The 16,294-nt window shown below is 38.1% G+C and carries 14 protein-coding genes and 1 pseudogene; 5 read left to right on the forward strand and 10 right to left on the reverse strand.

Annotated elements, in window-relative coordinates:
- Positions 1 to 76 precede the first annotated feature (76 nt).
- On the forward strand, positions 77 to 1,285 hold the full coding sequence (locus tag C1642_RS08315; RefSeq protein ID WP_001039857.1) for a DUF1615 domain-containing protein: 1,209 nt from the start codon (positions 77 to 79) through the stop codon (positions 1,283 to 1,285).
- Positions 1,252 to 1,908 carry an HAD-IB family hydrolase gene (locus C1642_RS08320; protein ID WP_000271365.1) on the forward strand — a complete coding sequence of 219 codons (657 nt, stop codon included), beginning with the start codon at positions 1,252 to 1,254 and terminating at the stop codon, positions 1,906 to 1,908. Before C1642_RS08315 ends, C1642_RS08320 begins: the two co-directional genes overlap by 34 nt.
- 26 nt (positions 1,909 to 1,934) lie before the next feature.
- On the opposite strand, the pseudogene proB reads toward C1642_RS08320, so the two are convergent.
- From proB to uvrB, 8 genes and pseudogenes are all read right to left on the reverse strand, one after another.
- Positions 1,935 to 3,060: pseudogene (proB, locus tag C1642_RS08325) on the reverse strand (glutamate 5-kinase).
- Between the two features lie 15 nt (positions 3,061 to 3,075).
- Positions 3,076 to 4,296, reverse strand: coding sequence for an Obg family GTPase CgtA (cgtA, locus tag C1642_RS08330; RefSeq protein ID WP_001212949.1), 1,221 nt, complete (start codon positions 4,294 to 4,296; stop codon positions 3,076 to 3,078).
- 164 nt (positions 4,297 to 4,460) lie between these two features.
- The gene (locus C1642_RS08335; protein ID WP_000468065.1) at positions 4,461 to 5,135 is read right to left on the reverse strand and encodes a hypothetical protein; all 675 of its coding nucleotides are present in this window, start codon (positions 5,133 to 5,135) and stop codon (positions 4,461 to 4,463) included.
- 11 nt (positions 5,136 to 5,146) lie between these two features.
- Positions 5,147 to 5,881, reverse strand: a complete 735-nt coding sequence (locus tag C1642_RS08340) for a hypothetical protein (RefSeq protein ID WP_001183838.1) — start codon at positions 5,879 to 5,881, stop codon at positions 5,147 to 5,149.
- Between the two features lie 149 nt (positions 5,882 to 6,030).
- Positions 6,031 to 7,488 (reverse strand): glyceraldehyde-3-phosphate dehydrogenase, encoded by a 1,458-nt coding sequence (locus tag C1642_RS08345; protein WP_000031228.1) that lies wholly within the window; start codon positions 7,486 to 7,488, stop codon positions 6,031 to 6,033.
- Positions 7,489 to 7,704: 216 nt separating this feature from the next.
- A complete protein-coding gene (rarD, locus tag C1642_RS08350) occupies positions 7,705 to 8,652 on the reverse strand; it encodes an EamA family transporter RarD (RefSeq protein WP_171291447.1) in 948 nt (315 codons plus the stop codon).
- A gap of 108 nt (positions 8,653 to 8,760) precedes the next feature.
- Entirely contained in the window at positions 8,761 to 9,348 is a 588-nt protein-coding gene (locus tag C1642_RS08355) for a lipocalin family protein (protein ID WP_000885644.1), read from the reverse strand.
- Positions 9,349 to 9,441: 93 nt separating this feature from the next.
- Complete coding sequence (gene uvrB / locus C1642_RS08360; protein ID WP_001004983.1) at positions 9,442 to 11,463, reverse strand: excinuclease ABC subunit UvrB; 2,022 nt, start codon at positions 11,461 to 11,463, stop codon at positions 9,442 to 9,444.
- A gap of 179 nt (positions 11,464 to 11,642) precedes the next feature.
- On the opposite strand from uvrB, the gene C1642_RS08365 reads away from it, so the two are divergent.
- Both C1642_RS08365 and C1642_RS08370 read left to right on the forward strand, forming a co-directional pair.
- Positions 11,643 to 12,434 (forward strand): hypothetical protein, encoded by a 792-nt coding sequence (locus C1642_RS08365; RefSeq protein WP_000222202.1) that lies wholly within the window; start codon positions 11,643 to 11,645, stop codon positions 12,432 to 12,434.
- A 174-nt stretch (positions 12,435 to 12,608) separates the two neighbouring features.
- Positions 12,609 to 14,045, forward strand: coding sequence for a diguanylate cyclase domain-containing protein (locus C1642_RS08370; RefSeq protein WP_103236187.1), 1,437 nt, complete (start codon positions 12,609 to 12,611; stop codon positions 14,043 to 14,045).
- A gap of 34 nt (positions 14,046 to 14,079) precedes the next feature.
- Here the strand turns inward: C1642_RS08370 and C1642_RS08375 are convergent, their stop codons facing one another.
- Positions 14,080 to 14,259: a hypothetical protein gene (locus C1642_RS08375; protein ID WP_000139632.1), complete on the reverse strand. Its 180-nt coding sequence runs from the start codon at positions 14,257 to 14,259 to the stop codon at positions 14,080 to 14,082.
- Between the two features lie 207 nt (positions 14,260 to 14,466).
- Here C1642_RS08375 and C1642_RS08380 point away from each other — a divergent pair, with 207 nt between their 5' ends.
- Positions 14,467 to 15,702, forward strand: coding sequence for a pyridoxal phosphate-dependent aminotransferase (locus C1642_RS08380; protein ID WP_000383200.1), 1,236 nt, complete (start codon positions 14,467 to 14,469; stop codon positions 15,700 to 15,702).
- A 51-nt stretch (positions 15,703 to 15,753) separates the two neighbouring features.
- Here the strand turns inward: C1642_RS08380 and C1642_RS08385 are convergent, their stop codons facing one another.
- The gene (locus tag C1642_RS08385; RefSeq protein ID WP_001014258.1) at positions 15,754 to 16,164 is read right to left on the reverse strand and encodes a GFA family protein; all 411 of its coding nucleotides are present in this window, start codon (positions 16,162 to 16,164) and stop codon (positions 15,754 to 15,756) included.
- Positions 16,165 to 16,294: the final 130 nt, after the last annotated feature.

A 16,294-nucleotide genomic window follows, 5' to 3' on the forward strand; every position in this document is an offset into this window, starting at 1 on the left:
CATACAATTGATGATCGGCATAGTATACTTCATCCGCTTGATCAGCTCATCTTTTTATGTAGGTGTCCTCCTCTCCATGAACAAACCGTTGTCTTCCCGTTTTTTATTTAAATCATTCGGTATGGTTGCCGTATGCATGAGTTTAGCTGCTTGTGGAGATAAAGCCTGGTGGTCAAATAATGATGAGCCTGAATTAGAAAGCCAGCAAATCAAACGTCTCATTCCATCTCGTGTGCATGACCGAGAGTCATGGGCTAAAGATATTGATGACATTATGAAAGACTTAGACATTCCTAAAACCAAACAAAATGTCTGTAGTATTGTGGCGGTCGTTGATCAAGAATCCAATTTTGTTGCCAATCCTCAAGTGCCAGGATTAGGACAAAAAGCGGTTGAGGAAGTCAGTACACGTTTAAATGAAAAATTTGAAGATAAGCTTGGCAAAACCATTGGTGGAACAATTGCAGGTTACTTTGAAGAAGTACTAAGAACCCAACCCTCTCCTGACAATAACTATATGAGTCAGATGCGTAAAGTTAAAACCGAGAAAGACCTTGATTTACTTTACCGAGAAATTTTCGACTTTATGGCCAAACACTATCATGTAAGTGCTTTAACTGGCGCAGCTAAATTAGTTGGACAAGATATTGGCGAAAAAATGAATCCGATCACTACATTGGGTTCAATGCAAGTTCATATTAACTATGCCAAAGCAAACAAACGCTCGAGTATGAATACTGCTGCACTACGTGATGACTTATATACCGAGTATGGCGGCCTATATTATGGAATTCACCGTTTAATGGTTTATCCGGCAGATTATGATAAAGCCATTTATCGTTTTGCAGATTACAACTCTGGTATGTACTCTAGTCGTAATGCAGCTTTTCAAAAAATGCTAAAAGAACTCACCGACAAGGATATAAGTCTTGATGGCGATCTACTCCTTTACACAAAAGATGGTGATCCACGCGCAACTCAAAGCGAGTCAGAAAAAGAACTAATTACCGTATTTGCTAGTAATAATGTTTTAGTTACACCAAGACAGATTCGTGATGATCTAAAATTAGAAAAAGAAAAAAAGTTTGAGAGTACTCAAACTTATATTGCACTGACTAAACTTTATAAATCAAAAACTGGCAAAGAGCCGCTCTATGCAATTATGCCGCAAGTGGTGATTTCTGGGCCTAAACTAAGTCGTGACTATAATACTAACTGGTATGCAACCCGCGTAAACGGACGATATGAAACATGTATGCAACGAGCGAAACGAATAAGACTATAAAAAATCTCGCCCTGTTCGATTTTGATGGAACCTTGTGTAGTAAAGACAGTTTTACAGGGTTCATCTTTTATGCGTTGTCTAAACGTCATATTGTGAAGCAAGGCTTGAAAATCCTGCCATGGATTCAAGCCTATTATCTTAACTTTTATCCAGCCCATGCTATGCGTGCCAAGCTATTTCGTAGCATGTTCAGAGATACTCCTGCAATTGAATTGCAAAGACTAGGCGAAGAATACGCACAAGAACTCGTCTCTGCACTTTCACCTGAAATTTTTGCACAATTACAGCAACACCAGCTATTAGGTGATCAGGTGGTATTAGTTTCTGCTTCCATTGATATCTATCTTGCTCCACTTTGCAAATTACTAGGTATCGAATTAATTTGTACAGAGACTCAAATTAAAAATGGCATGATGACAGGTTACTACTCAACTCCGGATTGTAGTAGTGAGCAAAAGAAGTTAAGAATACGTGAGCAATATTCTCTAAAGCACTATCAGCGAATCTATGCGTATGGAAATAGCTCAGAAGATTTAGACATGCTTAGTCTTGCTACACATCCTTTTATGGTCGGTGAAGATCGAATCTTGCCCTCATTAACCCCACAAAAAAAGCTCGCATGATGCGAGCTTTTTTAATTTAGAACAACTTAGTAAATTGCCATATGATCGCGATGAATCATTTCTAATGAACGGGCTTCACCAAGTACTTGGTAAACTTTGTCTGAAGAAAGACCTTTAATAATTTCAGCAGAACGAGAGCTAAAATTCACTCGCCCAACCGCAACACGTTTACCTTGTTTATCGACACATTCAACCACATCACCACGATCAAAATGTCCTTCAACAGTTTTTACCCCAACAGGCAATAAACTGCGATGTTTCAATTTAATCGCTTCAACTGCGCCATCATCAATTACAAGACGACCCGCTGTTTGTAAATGTGCAGCAAGCCATTGCTGATGCGCTGTCATACGGTCTTTATCAGTCGTAAACAACGTACCTAACATCTCACCAGCCATCACTCGTGACAACACATTGTCGCTTTCACCACTAGCGATCAATGTCGGGCAACCTGACTTGGCAGCTAAACGTGCAGCACGAACTTTAGTGACCATGCCACCACGTCCGAGTACACCGCCACCACCAGCCATTTCAAATAAAACATCATCCATGGCACGCACAGTTGATAATAACTTTGCATCAGGATTATGACGTGGGTCTGAATCAAACATACCTTGCTGATCTGTTAAAATAATTAATAAATCAGCATGTACTTGACCAGCAACCATAGCTGCTAGTGTATCGTTATCACCAAAACGAATCTCATCGGTAGATACAGTATCGTTTTCATTAATGACCGGAATAACACGCCAATCAATCAAGTTCTGCAATGCATCACATGAATTTAAGTAACGACGGCGGTCTGCCAAATCATCATGTGTTAACAACACCTGAGCAGTTCGGATACTATGATTTTCAAGCACACTAGACCAAGTATGAATTAGGCCCATCTGCCCAATTGCGGCGCATGCTTGAAGACTGGGTAGATCGGTGGGTCGACTCGCAAGCTTCATACGAACCATACCTTCTGCCACAGCTCCTGAAGACACTAAAATAATTTCGTGTCCAGCATTGTGTAAACTGTTTCGCCCAATGCGAAATAGCGTCCAGATCTAGACCCTGCCCATTTGCCGTGAGTAAAGATGATCCGATTTTAACAACGATTCGTTTACACTCACTGAGCTTACGTTGCCCATCGACCACTTCTATCATGTTTTCCTCGGTTTTTTAGTCACGAACGTAGATGCTTTCTACATCACCATCGTCTTCATCGTCATCGAAGTCATCATCATCGTCCATCATGCTTTCAAGGCGTTGTGCCTTACGCATAGCACGGTATGCTTCCTTCGCTGCAATGGTCTGTTCACGTGTTTCAGCTTCAAGCTGTTCACGGAATGCTCTTACTTCTGCTGCGTACTCAGGATCTTCAACTTCACGTTCACGTTGTTGTTCAATCTGATCCATGAGGTAATAAACAACTTCTTTGGTTCCTTCTTCGAGTAAACCCGAGGTCTTAAAGACAGGACCTGTCCATTGCAACTCATCTAGAATATGCTGACACCATTCTTCACGGCTTTCTTCAGCAATCTGATCAAGTTTATTGAGTACTAATACAATTGGTAACTTCGCCAAAGTAGGAGAAAACTTGGCAAGTTCATTCATAATTGCTTTAGCATTATGGGCCGGGTCTGAACCATCAATTGGTTGTACATCAATAATGTGCAAAAGAATACGTGTACGTGCTAAATGCTTAAGGAAACGAATACCTAAACCTGCACCTTCTGCTGCACCCTCAATAAGTCCCGGAATATCTGCCATCACAAACGAGCGGTGACGGTCAGCATCTACTACACCTAGGTTAGGAACCATAGTGGTAAATGGATAATCTGCTACTTTTGGTTTCGCGGCACTTACTGCACGAATAAATGTTGATTTACCAGCATTTGGCATACCTAATAAGCCAACATCTGCCAATACTTTCAACTCAAGGCGAATTTCACGGAACTCACCTTTTGTACCTGTCGTACATTTACGTGGAGCACGGTTGGTTGATGATTTAAAGTGAGTATTTCCTAAACCACCTTCACCACCGCTTGCAACCATTACTCTTTGGCCGTCTTCTACCAGATCGCCAATAATATCGCCTGAATCTGTATCAACAATTGTTGTACCAACGGGTACTTTTAAAACCACATCTTCACCACCACGTCCGGTACAGTTAGCACCTGCACCGTTTTTACCACGCTCAGCGCGGAATTTACGGGTGTAACGGTAATCGACTAGGGTACTTGTATCATCATCTGCTTGAATATAGATACTTCCACCACGTCCGCCATCACCACCATCTGGGCCACCAAATGGTACAAATTTTTCACGGCGAAAACTGGCTACGCCATTGCCACCGTCGCCAGCCTCTACGGTAATGACTGCTTCATCAACAAAGCGCATTTGCCAATCCTCTAAAAACTCTAAAACCGCCTATTCTGCCATATTTTCAGAAAATTCTCGAATAGAAAATCGAGAGAATTCTACTTTCCTGCTACTTATTTTATTTCTTTTTATCAGGATATAAACCTACAGCAAGCCATGGTCTATTTTTATTGATTAATTACCTAAGGATGAACATTACGTAAAGGTAAATCCATCTTCATGTCCAAATTAGCTTTAGTGTGCTGAACAGAGTTATACATAATGGCATTAAAGCTTGAAATATTCCCCATTTCCATTGCATCGTTAACGTTCAAACTTGGATTAAACTGATGTTTAATTGGCAAATTTATAGATTCGTCAAACTCAAAATAAACCGGACCATTAAAAGCAATTTTAACCGGAATGGTATAACTACGTTTTAACTGAAATGGAATATCAAGTTTAATCGGGATATTTAATTTTAATGGAAACCTTGGTAATAACTTATTTTTGTAAATTAAATCAGTGGTTGTTTCTAAAGGCATCACCTGATCGACTTTTAATGTTGTCGCATAATCAACACTTACCGTAATTGGAGTCTCTACCTCAAACTCTAAATCAGCCAAGTATCTTCCTTTTAATGGAACTGAAATCTGACGGTCAATATCAATAGATGTATCTAATTTACCTATCGATTGGACCTGCAAATTATTACCAACATGTATTTTAGTTTCTAATGATTCTGGTAGACGAATATCCGACTCATGTGCTGAAACTACAACTGAAGCCTGTATGTTTAAATAGAACCAAAATAAGATTGCCGTGAGTATCATAATCAGAAAGAAACTGATTAATATACTTTTTAATGAGCCAAACATAAGCCATTCACCTATTTTGTCTGGTTCTGAACAGGTGAAGAGTTATCTTCGCCAGATTTAACGCGATTCAGGCTCATGCTCGATAGTGGTATTTTTAACTCACCATGCTCGATTTTAACTGGCAAGGTATTTTTTACATCTACCGACGCATTTAAAGCTGTTTTCACAGGGACATTCAAACTTCCCTGAATGGGAATATTTGTTTTTAATTGAGCATTTAATGGAATATGAAGATTTTCTTTTAAGACCGTTTTTACTGGCGCATCAAACTTCAAATGAACTTTTTGATCGAGTGGAACTTGTATATCAATAGGTACATCCAACTGTAAAGGAATATTACCTTTTAATGGCAAAGTAATATCTTTACCAAGTACTCTCACCTGAACTTTCGTGTCAATTGGCAAACTTTGGTCAACTTTTAAAGTTTCTTTAACTGGAATAACTGTACTAATCGGCACCATATTATCGAAATAGACACGTGGTGTTAAAGTCTGTGTCAAAGGAATATTTAACTTCTCATTAATAGGAATATTAGCATTCACTCGCCCTTTAACATCGACATTTAAAGCATCTTTTACTTTAACTTGTACCTGTAATGGTTCTTGTAAATCGATCGCTACTGCTTGGTTTTTCAAAGGAATATAAATATTAAAATGTTTAAACACCCAAATGGCGATAAGTACACCACATATATTCGCGATGATAATAAAAAAGAAGACGATCAATAATCTTTTAAACTGCTGCAATTCCAATCCCTTACTATTTCTTTTTGTTCCTTAAACCGTATTCTCATTGATTTCTAAAAAATAATCAGCATATATTTTGTACGGTTGTAAAAAAACCCAGTCTAAACTGGGTCTTTTTGTCACATTCTTTTATCTAACGTTAAAACAGATTAAGCATTAGTTTCTGCAGGAATTTTTTTATAGCTTACGCCACACATTTGCTCAGCAATACGTAATACTTGGCAGCTATAACCTACTTCGTTATCGTACCAAACATATGCAGTTAAGCGGTTACCAGAAGTAATCGTTGCTTGAGCATCATATACACCAGCAGTACGAGAACCGATAAAGTCGCTTGATACCACTTCTGTAGAGTTGGTATAACCGATTTGGCCTTGAAGGTTAGAGTTGATTGAAATTTGACGAATGTATTCGTTCACTTCTTCACGATCAACTTCTTTATCAAGCGTTAAGTTTAAAATCGCAAGAGATACGTTTGGTGTTGGAACACGTACAGAGTTACCAGTTAACTTACCTTTTAACGCAGGCAATGCTTTAGCAACAGCTTTAGCAGCACCAGTTTCAGTAATAACCATGTTCAATGTAGCAGCACGACCACGACGATCAGCTTTGTGGTAGTTATCGATCAAGTTTTGGTCATTTGTAAATGAGTGAACTGTCTCAACGTGACCATTAAGAACTTTATATTTGTCATCCAATACTTTAAGAATTGGAGTGATCGCATTTGTTGTACAACTTGCAGCAGAGATGATTTTGTCTTCATCTAAAATGTCAGAGTTGTTTACACCAAATACAACGTTTTTCATTTCGCCTTTACTTGGTGCAGTTAATACAACACGTGCAACACCTGGGCATTTCAAGTGTTGACTTAGGCCTTCAGCATCACGCCATTTACCAGTGTTGTCGATTAAAAGCGCGTTTTCAATACCGTATTGAGTATAGTCTACTTCGCTTGGGCTAGACGCATAGATCACTTTGATGAAGTTACCGTTAGCGATAATTGCTTCGTTTTCTTCATCAACAGAAATTGTACCTGCAAAAGTACCGTGAATAGAGTCACGACGAAGTAAAGAAGCACGTTTAGCCAAGTCACCGTCAGAAGACTTACGAACAACAATCGCTTTAAGGCTTAAACCACGACCTAAACCTGATTGGCTAATGATTAAACGAGCCAAGATACGGCCAATACGACCAAAACCGTAAAGAACTACATCTTTAGGTTGTTCAGAAGTTGCGCTACCTTTAATTGACTCAACAGCTTGAGCAACAAAAGCGTCAACATCACCGCCTTTTTCTTTATATTCAACTGCAAGTTTACCGATATCAACTTCTGCAGAACCGATATTTTCAACTTTTGCTAAAGCTTCTAAAATTGGGAAAGTATTTACTACAGAAAGCTCAACATCTACAACACGTGTACGACGGTGAGTTTTCAAAATTTGGATAACAGAACGGTTAATTAAAGAGCGACCGTAAACAGATACGACAATATTTTTTTCACGGTATAATTGACCGATTAATGCAATCATACGTTCCGCGATTTCTTCACGGTTTTTCCAACGGCCTTGGTGTTCAGCGTGCAGGGCGATGATAGTGTCTTTGCTCACAGATACGTCCTCTAATTAATTATATCTAGGCGTGATTTTTAAAACCCCGTAATTGTAATGGAATTATTGGCAAGAATGAATCAAAAGCTGACGTTAGTGGCTAGATTTTCCTAAAATTCATCATAAATTCATAAAATACCTATAATTATTTTTTATTATCTTATTGTTTAAAGCCGCTAAATTTTTGCTTTTTCTTACTTTTTAGATTTTGATGCTCTAATCGTGAGCATCATTTTTTAATCTTTTTTGATATTTTTCGATATTTAATTGCAAATTTTTGGCTTTTTGCTGCTGTTGGTAAAGATGAAAAGCCCCTTCTAAAACCAATACGAAAACGGCACACCAAATTGGAAGATAAGTAAACCATTCTTCTTTACCAATGCTTTCCCCTAGCACTAAAGATGCTAAAGCAAGTAACACCGGTTCAAGATATCCAAGCAGACCAAACACAACCAAAGGTAAATAACGGCTTGCCAATATATAACATCCCAAGCCTATAGCACTAAGCACACCTAAACCCGCAATAACCAACCCGAGTGTCGGCTGATCGAGGAACTTACTATATGGCAATAACCCTGTATGTGTCAGATAGATTGCAACTGGCATAATAATCAGAAGGTCCCACCAAAAGCCCCCTAAATTATCCGTTTTAATTTTCTTACGTAACAAGAAATAAGTGGAATAACCTATAGCCACTAAAGCAGTTTCCCAAGCAATACTTCCTAGTCGAAAAATCTCATGCCCTACGCCAATAATTGCAAGGACAATAGCGACCCACTGAAATTTCGATATTTTCTCTCCATATAAGACACTACCCGCTAAAACCAAAACAAGCGGTAACAGGAAATATCCCAAAGAAACTTGCAAACCACGTCCATGCATAGGTCCCCATAAAAACAGCCATAACTGCACCGAAGTCAAAACGGATGTTGTAATGAGTAATAGAAGTAAAGAAGGTTTCGCTAAAATACGTTGATATATATTTTTAATATGGCTTAAATCACCACTCCACCACATAAATAAAGTTAAAAATGGCAAAGTCGCAATAATACGCCATCCGAAAGTCTGTTCACTATCAAGCTGGCCGAGTAATTGAGTATAAAAATAAAGAACACCAAAAGTTAATGATGCCATGACAGACAAAATCACGCCCTTTAACATCACTAACCTCTTTATACTTTAAGAAAAATAAAGCGATACAATACTTGATTTATCCACTATAAAAAAGAAAAAACCATGCGAAAACATGGTTTTTTCTTAAGCAGTATATATTTATTCTTTATGCTCGGTATGAATAATATCTCGAATATCAAATCCTAATGTTTTTGCATAATTTAGATATTCATCAACCACTTCTTTGTGTGGATGTGGCGTTCTAGATAAAACCCAAAGATATTTTCGGGAAGGTTCGCCTACCAAAACCGTTTGGTAATCTTCATCGAGCTTTAAAATCCAGTAGTCTCCACGAATTATCGGAATCCATCTTACAGCTTCTGGTAAAAAGCTTACCTTTAATTTCGTGTTATACGGCGGATTTACTACAAAAGCCTCACCGATAGATTGCTGTAATTGCTTTTGATTATCGTAGCAGCGGTTATCTACAACTATGTTTCCATTTTCATTTAAGGTATAGGTTGCAGATACATTGTAAGCACATTTTTTTTGGAAAAAAGCAGGTTTACGCGCGACTTCATACCACACACCTAAATAACGGTCTAATTCAACCTTATCGACTGTAGGTAGAGGCTTCTGCTGGGCATAGGCATATGTTCCGACAGCTAAGCCAGTCAGAACAATACCGCCCAATGCAATTTTTGCCAAGCGCCAACTGGCTTGCGGAACATTATTTCGAAATGCCATTGTTGCCCTCAACTCTTTGTTGTGAATACAAAATAACTTAAATATCTACAGTAGCTTGTTTTTTAAACAAATCATGTAGTGTTATGTATCCATTTATTGCAACATTTGCGCTTTTAAACGAACAATTTCATCACGAATACGCGCCGCTTGCTCGAATTGTAAATCCTTCGACGCCTTTAACATTTCTTTCTCTAGCTTAGTAATGTGCTTACTAAACAATTTAGGGTCAGAAAGAATATGTCGTTCATCTGCGCTAAGTGCTTGCGCCTGCTCTAGTACTTTCTCATCAATCTGATCATCAGAAAGTACTTCACCCGTATCAATTTCTTTCACAGCCTGACGAACTGCACTACGTGGTGTAATACCATGCTGCTCATTAAACTCGATTTGTTTTGCACGTCGGCGCTCTGTCTCATCAATTGCCTTTCGCATAGAATCAGTGATTGTATCAGCATATAAAATTGCTTTACCTTTCACATTTCGCGCAGCACGACCAATCGTCTGAATAAGCGAACGCTCAGAACGTAAGAAACCTTCTTTATCTGCATCTAAAATAGCAACTAAAGAAACTTCCGGCATATCTAGGCCTTCTCGCAGCAAGTTAATACCCACTAGTACATCAAATACGCCTGTACGTAATTCATGAATAATTTTGACACGTTCAACTGTATCAATATCCGAGTGCAGATAAGCAACCTTAACGCCATATTCTTTTAAATAAGAAGTTAAATCTTCCGCCATACGCTTGGTTAAAGTCGTTACCAATACACGCTCATTTAAGTTTTTACGAATGTTAATCTCAGACAAAACATCATCGACTTGGGTAAGTACAGGACGAACTTCAATTTCAGGATCAATCAAGCCTGTTGGTCGAACAACCTGCTCAACCACTTGTTCTGATTTTTCCAGTTCATATCTAGCTGGTGTGGCACTCACAAAAATAGTAGTCGGAACAATACGCTCCCACTCTTCAAATTTCATTGGACGGTTATCAAGCGCACTTGGTAAACGGAAACCGTAATTCACCAAGTTTTCTTTACGCGAACGGTCACCTTTATACATTGCGCCAATTTGAGGAACCGTTACATGCGACTCATCGATAATAAGTAAGGCATCTTCAGGTACATAGTCAAATAAAGTCGGTGGTGCTTCACCTGCCGGTCGTCCCGATAAATGACGTGAGTAGTTTTCGATACCATTGGTGTACCCTAACTGCTGCATCATTTCCAAATCATAACGCGTACGTTGCTCGATACGCTGCGCTTCGAGTAACTTGTCATGTTCACGGAAGAACTTAAGCTGGTCTTGCAATTCATCCTTAATGGTATCGATAGCACGTGTTAGGTTGTCTTTTGGCGTCACATAATGGCTTTTCGGGTAAATCGTGACACGTGGTACTTTGCGGACCATTTTACCGGTAAGCGGATCAAACCATCGAATTGAGTCTACTTCGTCATCAAAGAGTTCAATACGAATCGCATGTTGGTCTGATTCTGCCGGGAAAATATCAATAATTTCACCACGGATACGATACGTACCACGTAAGAATTCAAGCTCATTACGCGTATATTGCATTTCAACCAAACGGCGAATAATTTCGTCTCGACTTACTCGGTCACCTTGGACCACATGCAATAACATTTGCATATAAGCATTTGGGTCACCCAAACCATAAATGGCCGAAACAGAAGCAACAATAATTGCATCACGACGTTCTAACAAAGCACGCGTTGCCGATAATCGCATCTGATCAATATGGTCATTAATTGCCGCGTCTTTTTCAATAAATGTATCTGATGACGGAACATAGGCCTCGGGTTGATAGTAGTCGTAATAACTTACGAAATACTCAACTGCATTGTTTGGGAAGAAGGCTTTAAACTCACCATAGAGCTGGGCTGCCAAGGTCTTATTATGCGCCATCACAATCGTCGGGCGCTGAGTTTGGGCAATCACATTTGCCATGGTATAGGTCTTACCTGAACCGGTCACACCTAGCAGTAACTGATTACGAAAACCCTTTTCGATACCATTCACCAGCTTTTCAATTGCCTGTGGCTGATCACCCGCTGGCTGGTAATGAGTGACCAAATCGAAAGGTTGATTTTCGTTCACAGTTCTCTCTCTTTATAAAAAATTTGAATTTATCGTCTAGCAAATTAATGGGGATTTTTTCCCTAATTTAAAGTCTATAGTGAGATTAATCTATATCGAAAATATTAAGCATCTTGATACTTGACCAATGCTGTAAACGGTTGCAACATGGACTTATCCATTAGATAAAAAGCATAACCATGACCTATCAATATCATGATGAAAGTATTGTAACCGAACTCCCTGAAGATACCGTGTTTGTCTTCGGTAGTAATATGGCTGGACAACATGGTAGTGGAGCCGCACGTGTTGCCAGTCAGCATTTTGGGGCGGTAGAGGGTGTAGGACGTGGCTGGGCTGGTCAGAGCTTTGCAATTCCAACATTAAATGAACATATCCAACAAATGCCACTCTCCCAAATCGAGCATTATGTTGAAGACTTTAAAGTTTATGCAAAAAATCATCCTAAAATGAAATACTTTGTGACAGCTTTAGGATGTGGGATCGCAGGTTATAAGGTTTCCGAAATCGCTCCTCTTTTTAAAGGCATACATCACAATGTGATTTTTCCTGAATCGTTTAAACCGTATGTTGAAGAAGATGCTGTTTCACAGTTCCCAACACTCACTCAAAAAATGGTTCAAAGTTTCATTAATGATGAAGTTATTTTCTACTTTAATCACGGCAGTGAATCTTTTGAAGATGCTTTAGATAAAACGGATTTATCACGTGCTGAAAAAGCGATAGCGCTTATTGTGCTTAATGAGGAATTGTATCCTCGTGACCGCTATGGCAGAGGCCGTGACCACGAATTGAGGGATATTTTAGGTAAGCTCAATGGTAAGATTTTTAATATTCATGGTAACTCAGAAGGTGCAATGATTTTCGTAAGTGTAATTGTTGCGCTTATGGAACTTTATGATTTTGATGAGCAAGATTTTATAAAATTATGGCGCGGTGAGAAAAATATCGACCACCCTATTAACCGTTAATTTATTTTGATATTTTATGAGTGAAGCAGATAAATTCTGCTTTCTCATTATTTTATTTTACTTATATTTAATATTTTTATTTTAATTATTCTAATAGATTTAAATCGATTATTTTTCCAAATCTTAGTTTTTCTCATTATACTTTAAGACAAACTGAATACTTAAAAGAAACGCATGGAAACTTTAGATTCTTCAATTTTTGACCTCACCCCAATTCCAATGTGGATTGAAGACTTTAGAGAAGTTAAGCAGTTATTTGACTTATGGAGAAATCAAGGGGTTGAAAACTTATATGAATTTCTAAGTCAAAATGAAAATCTAGTGGTTGAATGTGCTCATAAAATTAAAATTATTAAGGTCAACCAAAAAGTATTAGACCTTTTTGAAGCAAAAAACCAAGAAGAGTTATGTGCCAACTTAAATCTTATTTTTAAAAAAGAAATGTTTGAAGCTCATATTCATGAACTCGAAGCCTTATGGAATGGCAAAACTCATTTCTCGAGTACCACTATAAATTACACGCTCTCTGGTAAACGTGTTGATGTACAACTACGTGGAGCAATTTTACCGGGTTCTGAAACTACGTTTGACCGTATTTTAATTACCACCGAAGACATTACTCCATATCAAAATGCGCTTCGTCAGGAAGAGAAAAATCGACGCCTAGCAGAATCAATGTTTATCTACTCTCCGACTTCGCTTTGGGTTGAAGATTTTAGCCGTATTAAAAATAGAATTGATCAGCTTAGGCTATTAGGAATTGAAGACTTTAGGACTTTTTTAGATGTACATCCTGAATTTGTTCGCCAATGCATAGAAGACATTTTAATTTTAGACGTCAATCAGTCGACTCTCGATTTATTTAAAGCACCAGATAAAACCACTCTGTTAAAAAATACCCATAAAATTTTTGCCGAAGAGATGGTGGAAACTTTTAGAGAACAGCTGATTGAACTCTGGCAAGGAAATATTCACCACAAGCGTGAAGCCGTTAACTATGCGTTAGATGGCCAAATTAGAAATGTCTTATTGCAATTTACCGTATTCCCCGGTTATGAAGAAACTTGGGGATTGGTACAGGTTGCGCTTACAGATATTACTGCACGAAAGAAAGCCGAAAATTATCTAGAATATTTAGGCCAGCATGATGTACTGACTAAACTTTATAACCGAGCTTTTTTTACAGAAGAGCTTAATCGTTTAAATCGCAGTATTATCCGCCCTGTTTCTTCAATTTTTTTAGACATGAACGGCTTAAAGGAAACCAATGATCAACTTGGCCATGATATTGGTGATGGTTTATTACGTCGAGTAGGTAATATTTTAAATCAGGCAATTATGAATACTGCTTATACAGCTTCTCGAATCGGTGGCGACGAATTTGTAATTTTAATGCCTGGTGCAGATGAAGCGAATGTTTTGATGATGCTGCAAACCATTCAGGAGCTTTTTAATATAGATAATCAATATTATTCAAGTCATCCTATTAGTATTGCGATTGGGCACGCCACAACAAAAGAAAATGAACAAGTTGAAGATATGCTAAAACGCGCAGATCATCATATGTATCAAAAGAAAAAAAGTTATTATCAAGAAATTCTTCTACGATAAAAAAACAGGCATATTGCCTGTTTTTTTATTTAAATTAGCGCTTACCCATAGAACGACGAGTACCACGTGGTGGCATCCAAGTTCTATCTGCATATTGTTCAGGTTTCGGACGTACTTGGTTGTGTACAGCATCGCCTGCTTGGTTACTTTCATTCGGCATTGGAAATGGCAATTTCACCAAAGCCTTTTTCTGTTTTGGCTGTTGCTCAGTCATGATTCATTCTCGATATTTCGATTGCGGCTTATTATAAAGGATTTTTCTTGTTTCTTTCGAAAAAAGCTTCAATTGAATAAAACCGCAACAAGATCTTTCCTAAATTAAACTTTTTTACATCTAAAAATCCCCACATCCGCAAATTGCTTAATTTTTGCGATAAGATAGTGTGCTTTTTATTTTTAATCCCATAAGAGGAATATTGCCGTGGACGTACGTCTTTCTGATCGTGTCAATGCTATCAAACCGTCCCCTACACTTGCTGTAACTAATAAAGCTGCTGAGCTTAAAGCTGCTGGTAAGAACGTGATTGGTTTGGGTGCTGGCGAGCCAGATTTTGATACCCCTCAACACATCAAAGATGCTGCAATTGAAGCGATTAATAATGGTTTCACCAAATATACGGCTGTAGATGGTACTCCTGGGTTAAAAAAAGCAATTATTGCTAAATTAAAGCGTGATAATAATCTTGATTACCAACCTAACCAGATTTTGGTTTCTTGTGGTGGTAAGCAAAGCTTCTTTAACTTGGCACTAGCATTATTAAACAAGGGTGATGAAGTGATCATCCCTGCGCCATTCTGGGTAAGCTATCCAGATATGGTCATTATTGCTGAAGGTACGCCTGTTATCGTGAAATGTGGCGAAGAGCAACGTTTTAAAATTACACCTGAACAATTAGAAGCAGCGATTACTCCTAACACTCGTTTAGTGGTATTAAACAGCCCATCTAACCCGACAGGTATGATTTACAGCAAAGCTGAATTAGAAGCTTTAGCTGAAGTTTTACGTCGTCATCCACAAGTATTTGTTGCATCTGACGACATGTATGAACCAATTCGTTGGGAAGATGAGTTCTACAACATTGCAACTGTTGCACCTGATTTATATGACCGCACGATTGTTTTAAATGGTGTTTCTAAAGCATATGCAATGACAGGTTGGCGTATTGGTTATGCAGCCGGCCCAGCAAAAATCATTGGTGCAATGAAAAAAATCCAGTCTCAATCAACTTCTAACCCGACTTCAATTTCGCAAGTTGCTGCTGAAGCTGCATTGAATGGCCCACAAGATGTTTTAAAACCAATGATTGAAGCGTTTAAACGTCGTCATGACTTAGTAGTTAATGGCTTAAACGACATCAAAGGGATCTCTTGCTTACCTGCTGATGGCGCTTTCTACGCGTATGCAAACATTCGCCCTCTTATTCGTGCAAAAGGCTTAAAATCTTGCACAGAATTCTCTGAGTGGTTACTTGAAGAAACTGGCGTAGCAGTCGTTCCTGGTGATGCATTTGGTTTAGGTGGTTTCATGCGTATTTCATATGCAACAGCTGACGAAGTACTTGTTGATGCGTTAGCACGTATCAAAAAAGCTGCTGAATCAATCGAAGGCGTTGATGCTGCAATTGCATCTATCGAAGCTGAAAAAGCTGCTAAATAATTTGAAAATATAAAAAAGGCCTCAAAATTGAGGCCTTTTTTATAATTAAAATTATTCTAAATTAAATAAAGCTGCCACCTCAGCCTCAGTCAGTTTTTTTGTATCATTCTGAAAATTATAAAAATCAGGTTTTGAATCAATAAAAATTTCCATATCTAATTTCAAGTCTTTTACTGGTTCATTTAAAGAAAACACATTGATATTGCAGTAACTTTGATCTTTTGTTCTCCAAAAAATTGTTGTTCCACAAGCGTTACAAAAGCCTCTTTCACCCCATTCAGAAGAGTTAAATACACTAAGATGCTTTTGCTGAATAAACTTTAAACTACCTTTAACTACATCAACTGTCATAATGACACCACTGGTTTGTCTACGACACATCGAGCAATGGCAAACATGTACATCATGATTTTTTAACTCAACTTCGAAAGTTGTTTCACCACATAAACACTGTCCGTTCATTATTATTTTCCACAAAAAGTTTATATTTTTAATGTTATAAAATATTCTGCTCAACCAAATTTTACAAGTTTATAAACTATAAGTGACCTATCTTTCTATTCTTCCCAACTTGACAATAATTAATTTAACG

This window comes from Acinetobacter sp. AKBS16 (assembly GCF_002899995.1).
In the GTDB taxonomy this organism is placed as follows: domain Bacteria; phylum Pseudomonadota; class Gammaproteobacteria; order Pseudomonadales; family Moraxellaceae; genus Acinetobacter; species Acinetobacter baumannii.

What these genes read in the sequence shown, in the direction of transcription:
- C1642_RS08315 (WP_001039857.1), top strand. Translation starts at nt 77, where the DNA reads ATGAACAAACCGTTGTCTTCCCGTTTTTTATTTAAATCATTCGGTATG.
- C1642_RS08375 (WP_000139632.1), bottom strand. Translation starts at nt 14,259, where the DNA reads ATGACTGAGCAACAGCCAAAACAGAAAAAGGCTTTGGTGAAATTGCCA.
- C1642_RS08365 (WP_000222202.1), top strand. Translation starts at nt 11,643, where the DNA reads ATGACCTATCAATATCATGATGAAAGTATTGTAACCGAACTCCCTGAA.
- C1642_RS08385 (WP_001014258.1), bottom strand. Translation starts at nt 16,164, where the DNA reads ATGAACGGACAGTGTTTATGTGGTGAAACAACTTTCGAAGTTGAGTTA.
- C1642_RS08355 (WP_000885644.1), bottom strand. Translation starts at nt 9,348, where the DNA reads ATGGCATTTCGAAATAATGTTCCGCAAGCCAGTTGGCGCTTGGCAAAA.
- C1642_RS08320 (WP_000271365.1), top strand. Translation starts at nt 1,252, where the DNA reads ATGTATGCAACGAGCGAAACGAATAAGACTATAAAAAATCTCGCCCTG.
- C1642_RS08335 (WP_000468065.1), bottom strand. Translation starts at nt 5,135, where the DNA reads ATGTTTGGCTCATTAAAAAGTATATTAATCAGTTTCTTTCTGATTATG.
- C1642_RS08370 (WP_103236187.1), top strand. Translation starts at nt 12,609, where the DNA reads ATGGAAACTTTAGATTCTTCAATTTTTGACCTCACCCCAATTCCAATG.
- cgtA (WP_001212949.1), bottom strand. Translation starts at nt 4,296, where the DNA reads ATGCGCTTTGTTGATGAAGCAGTCATTACCGTAGAGGCTGGCGACGGT.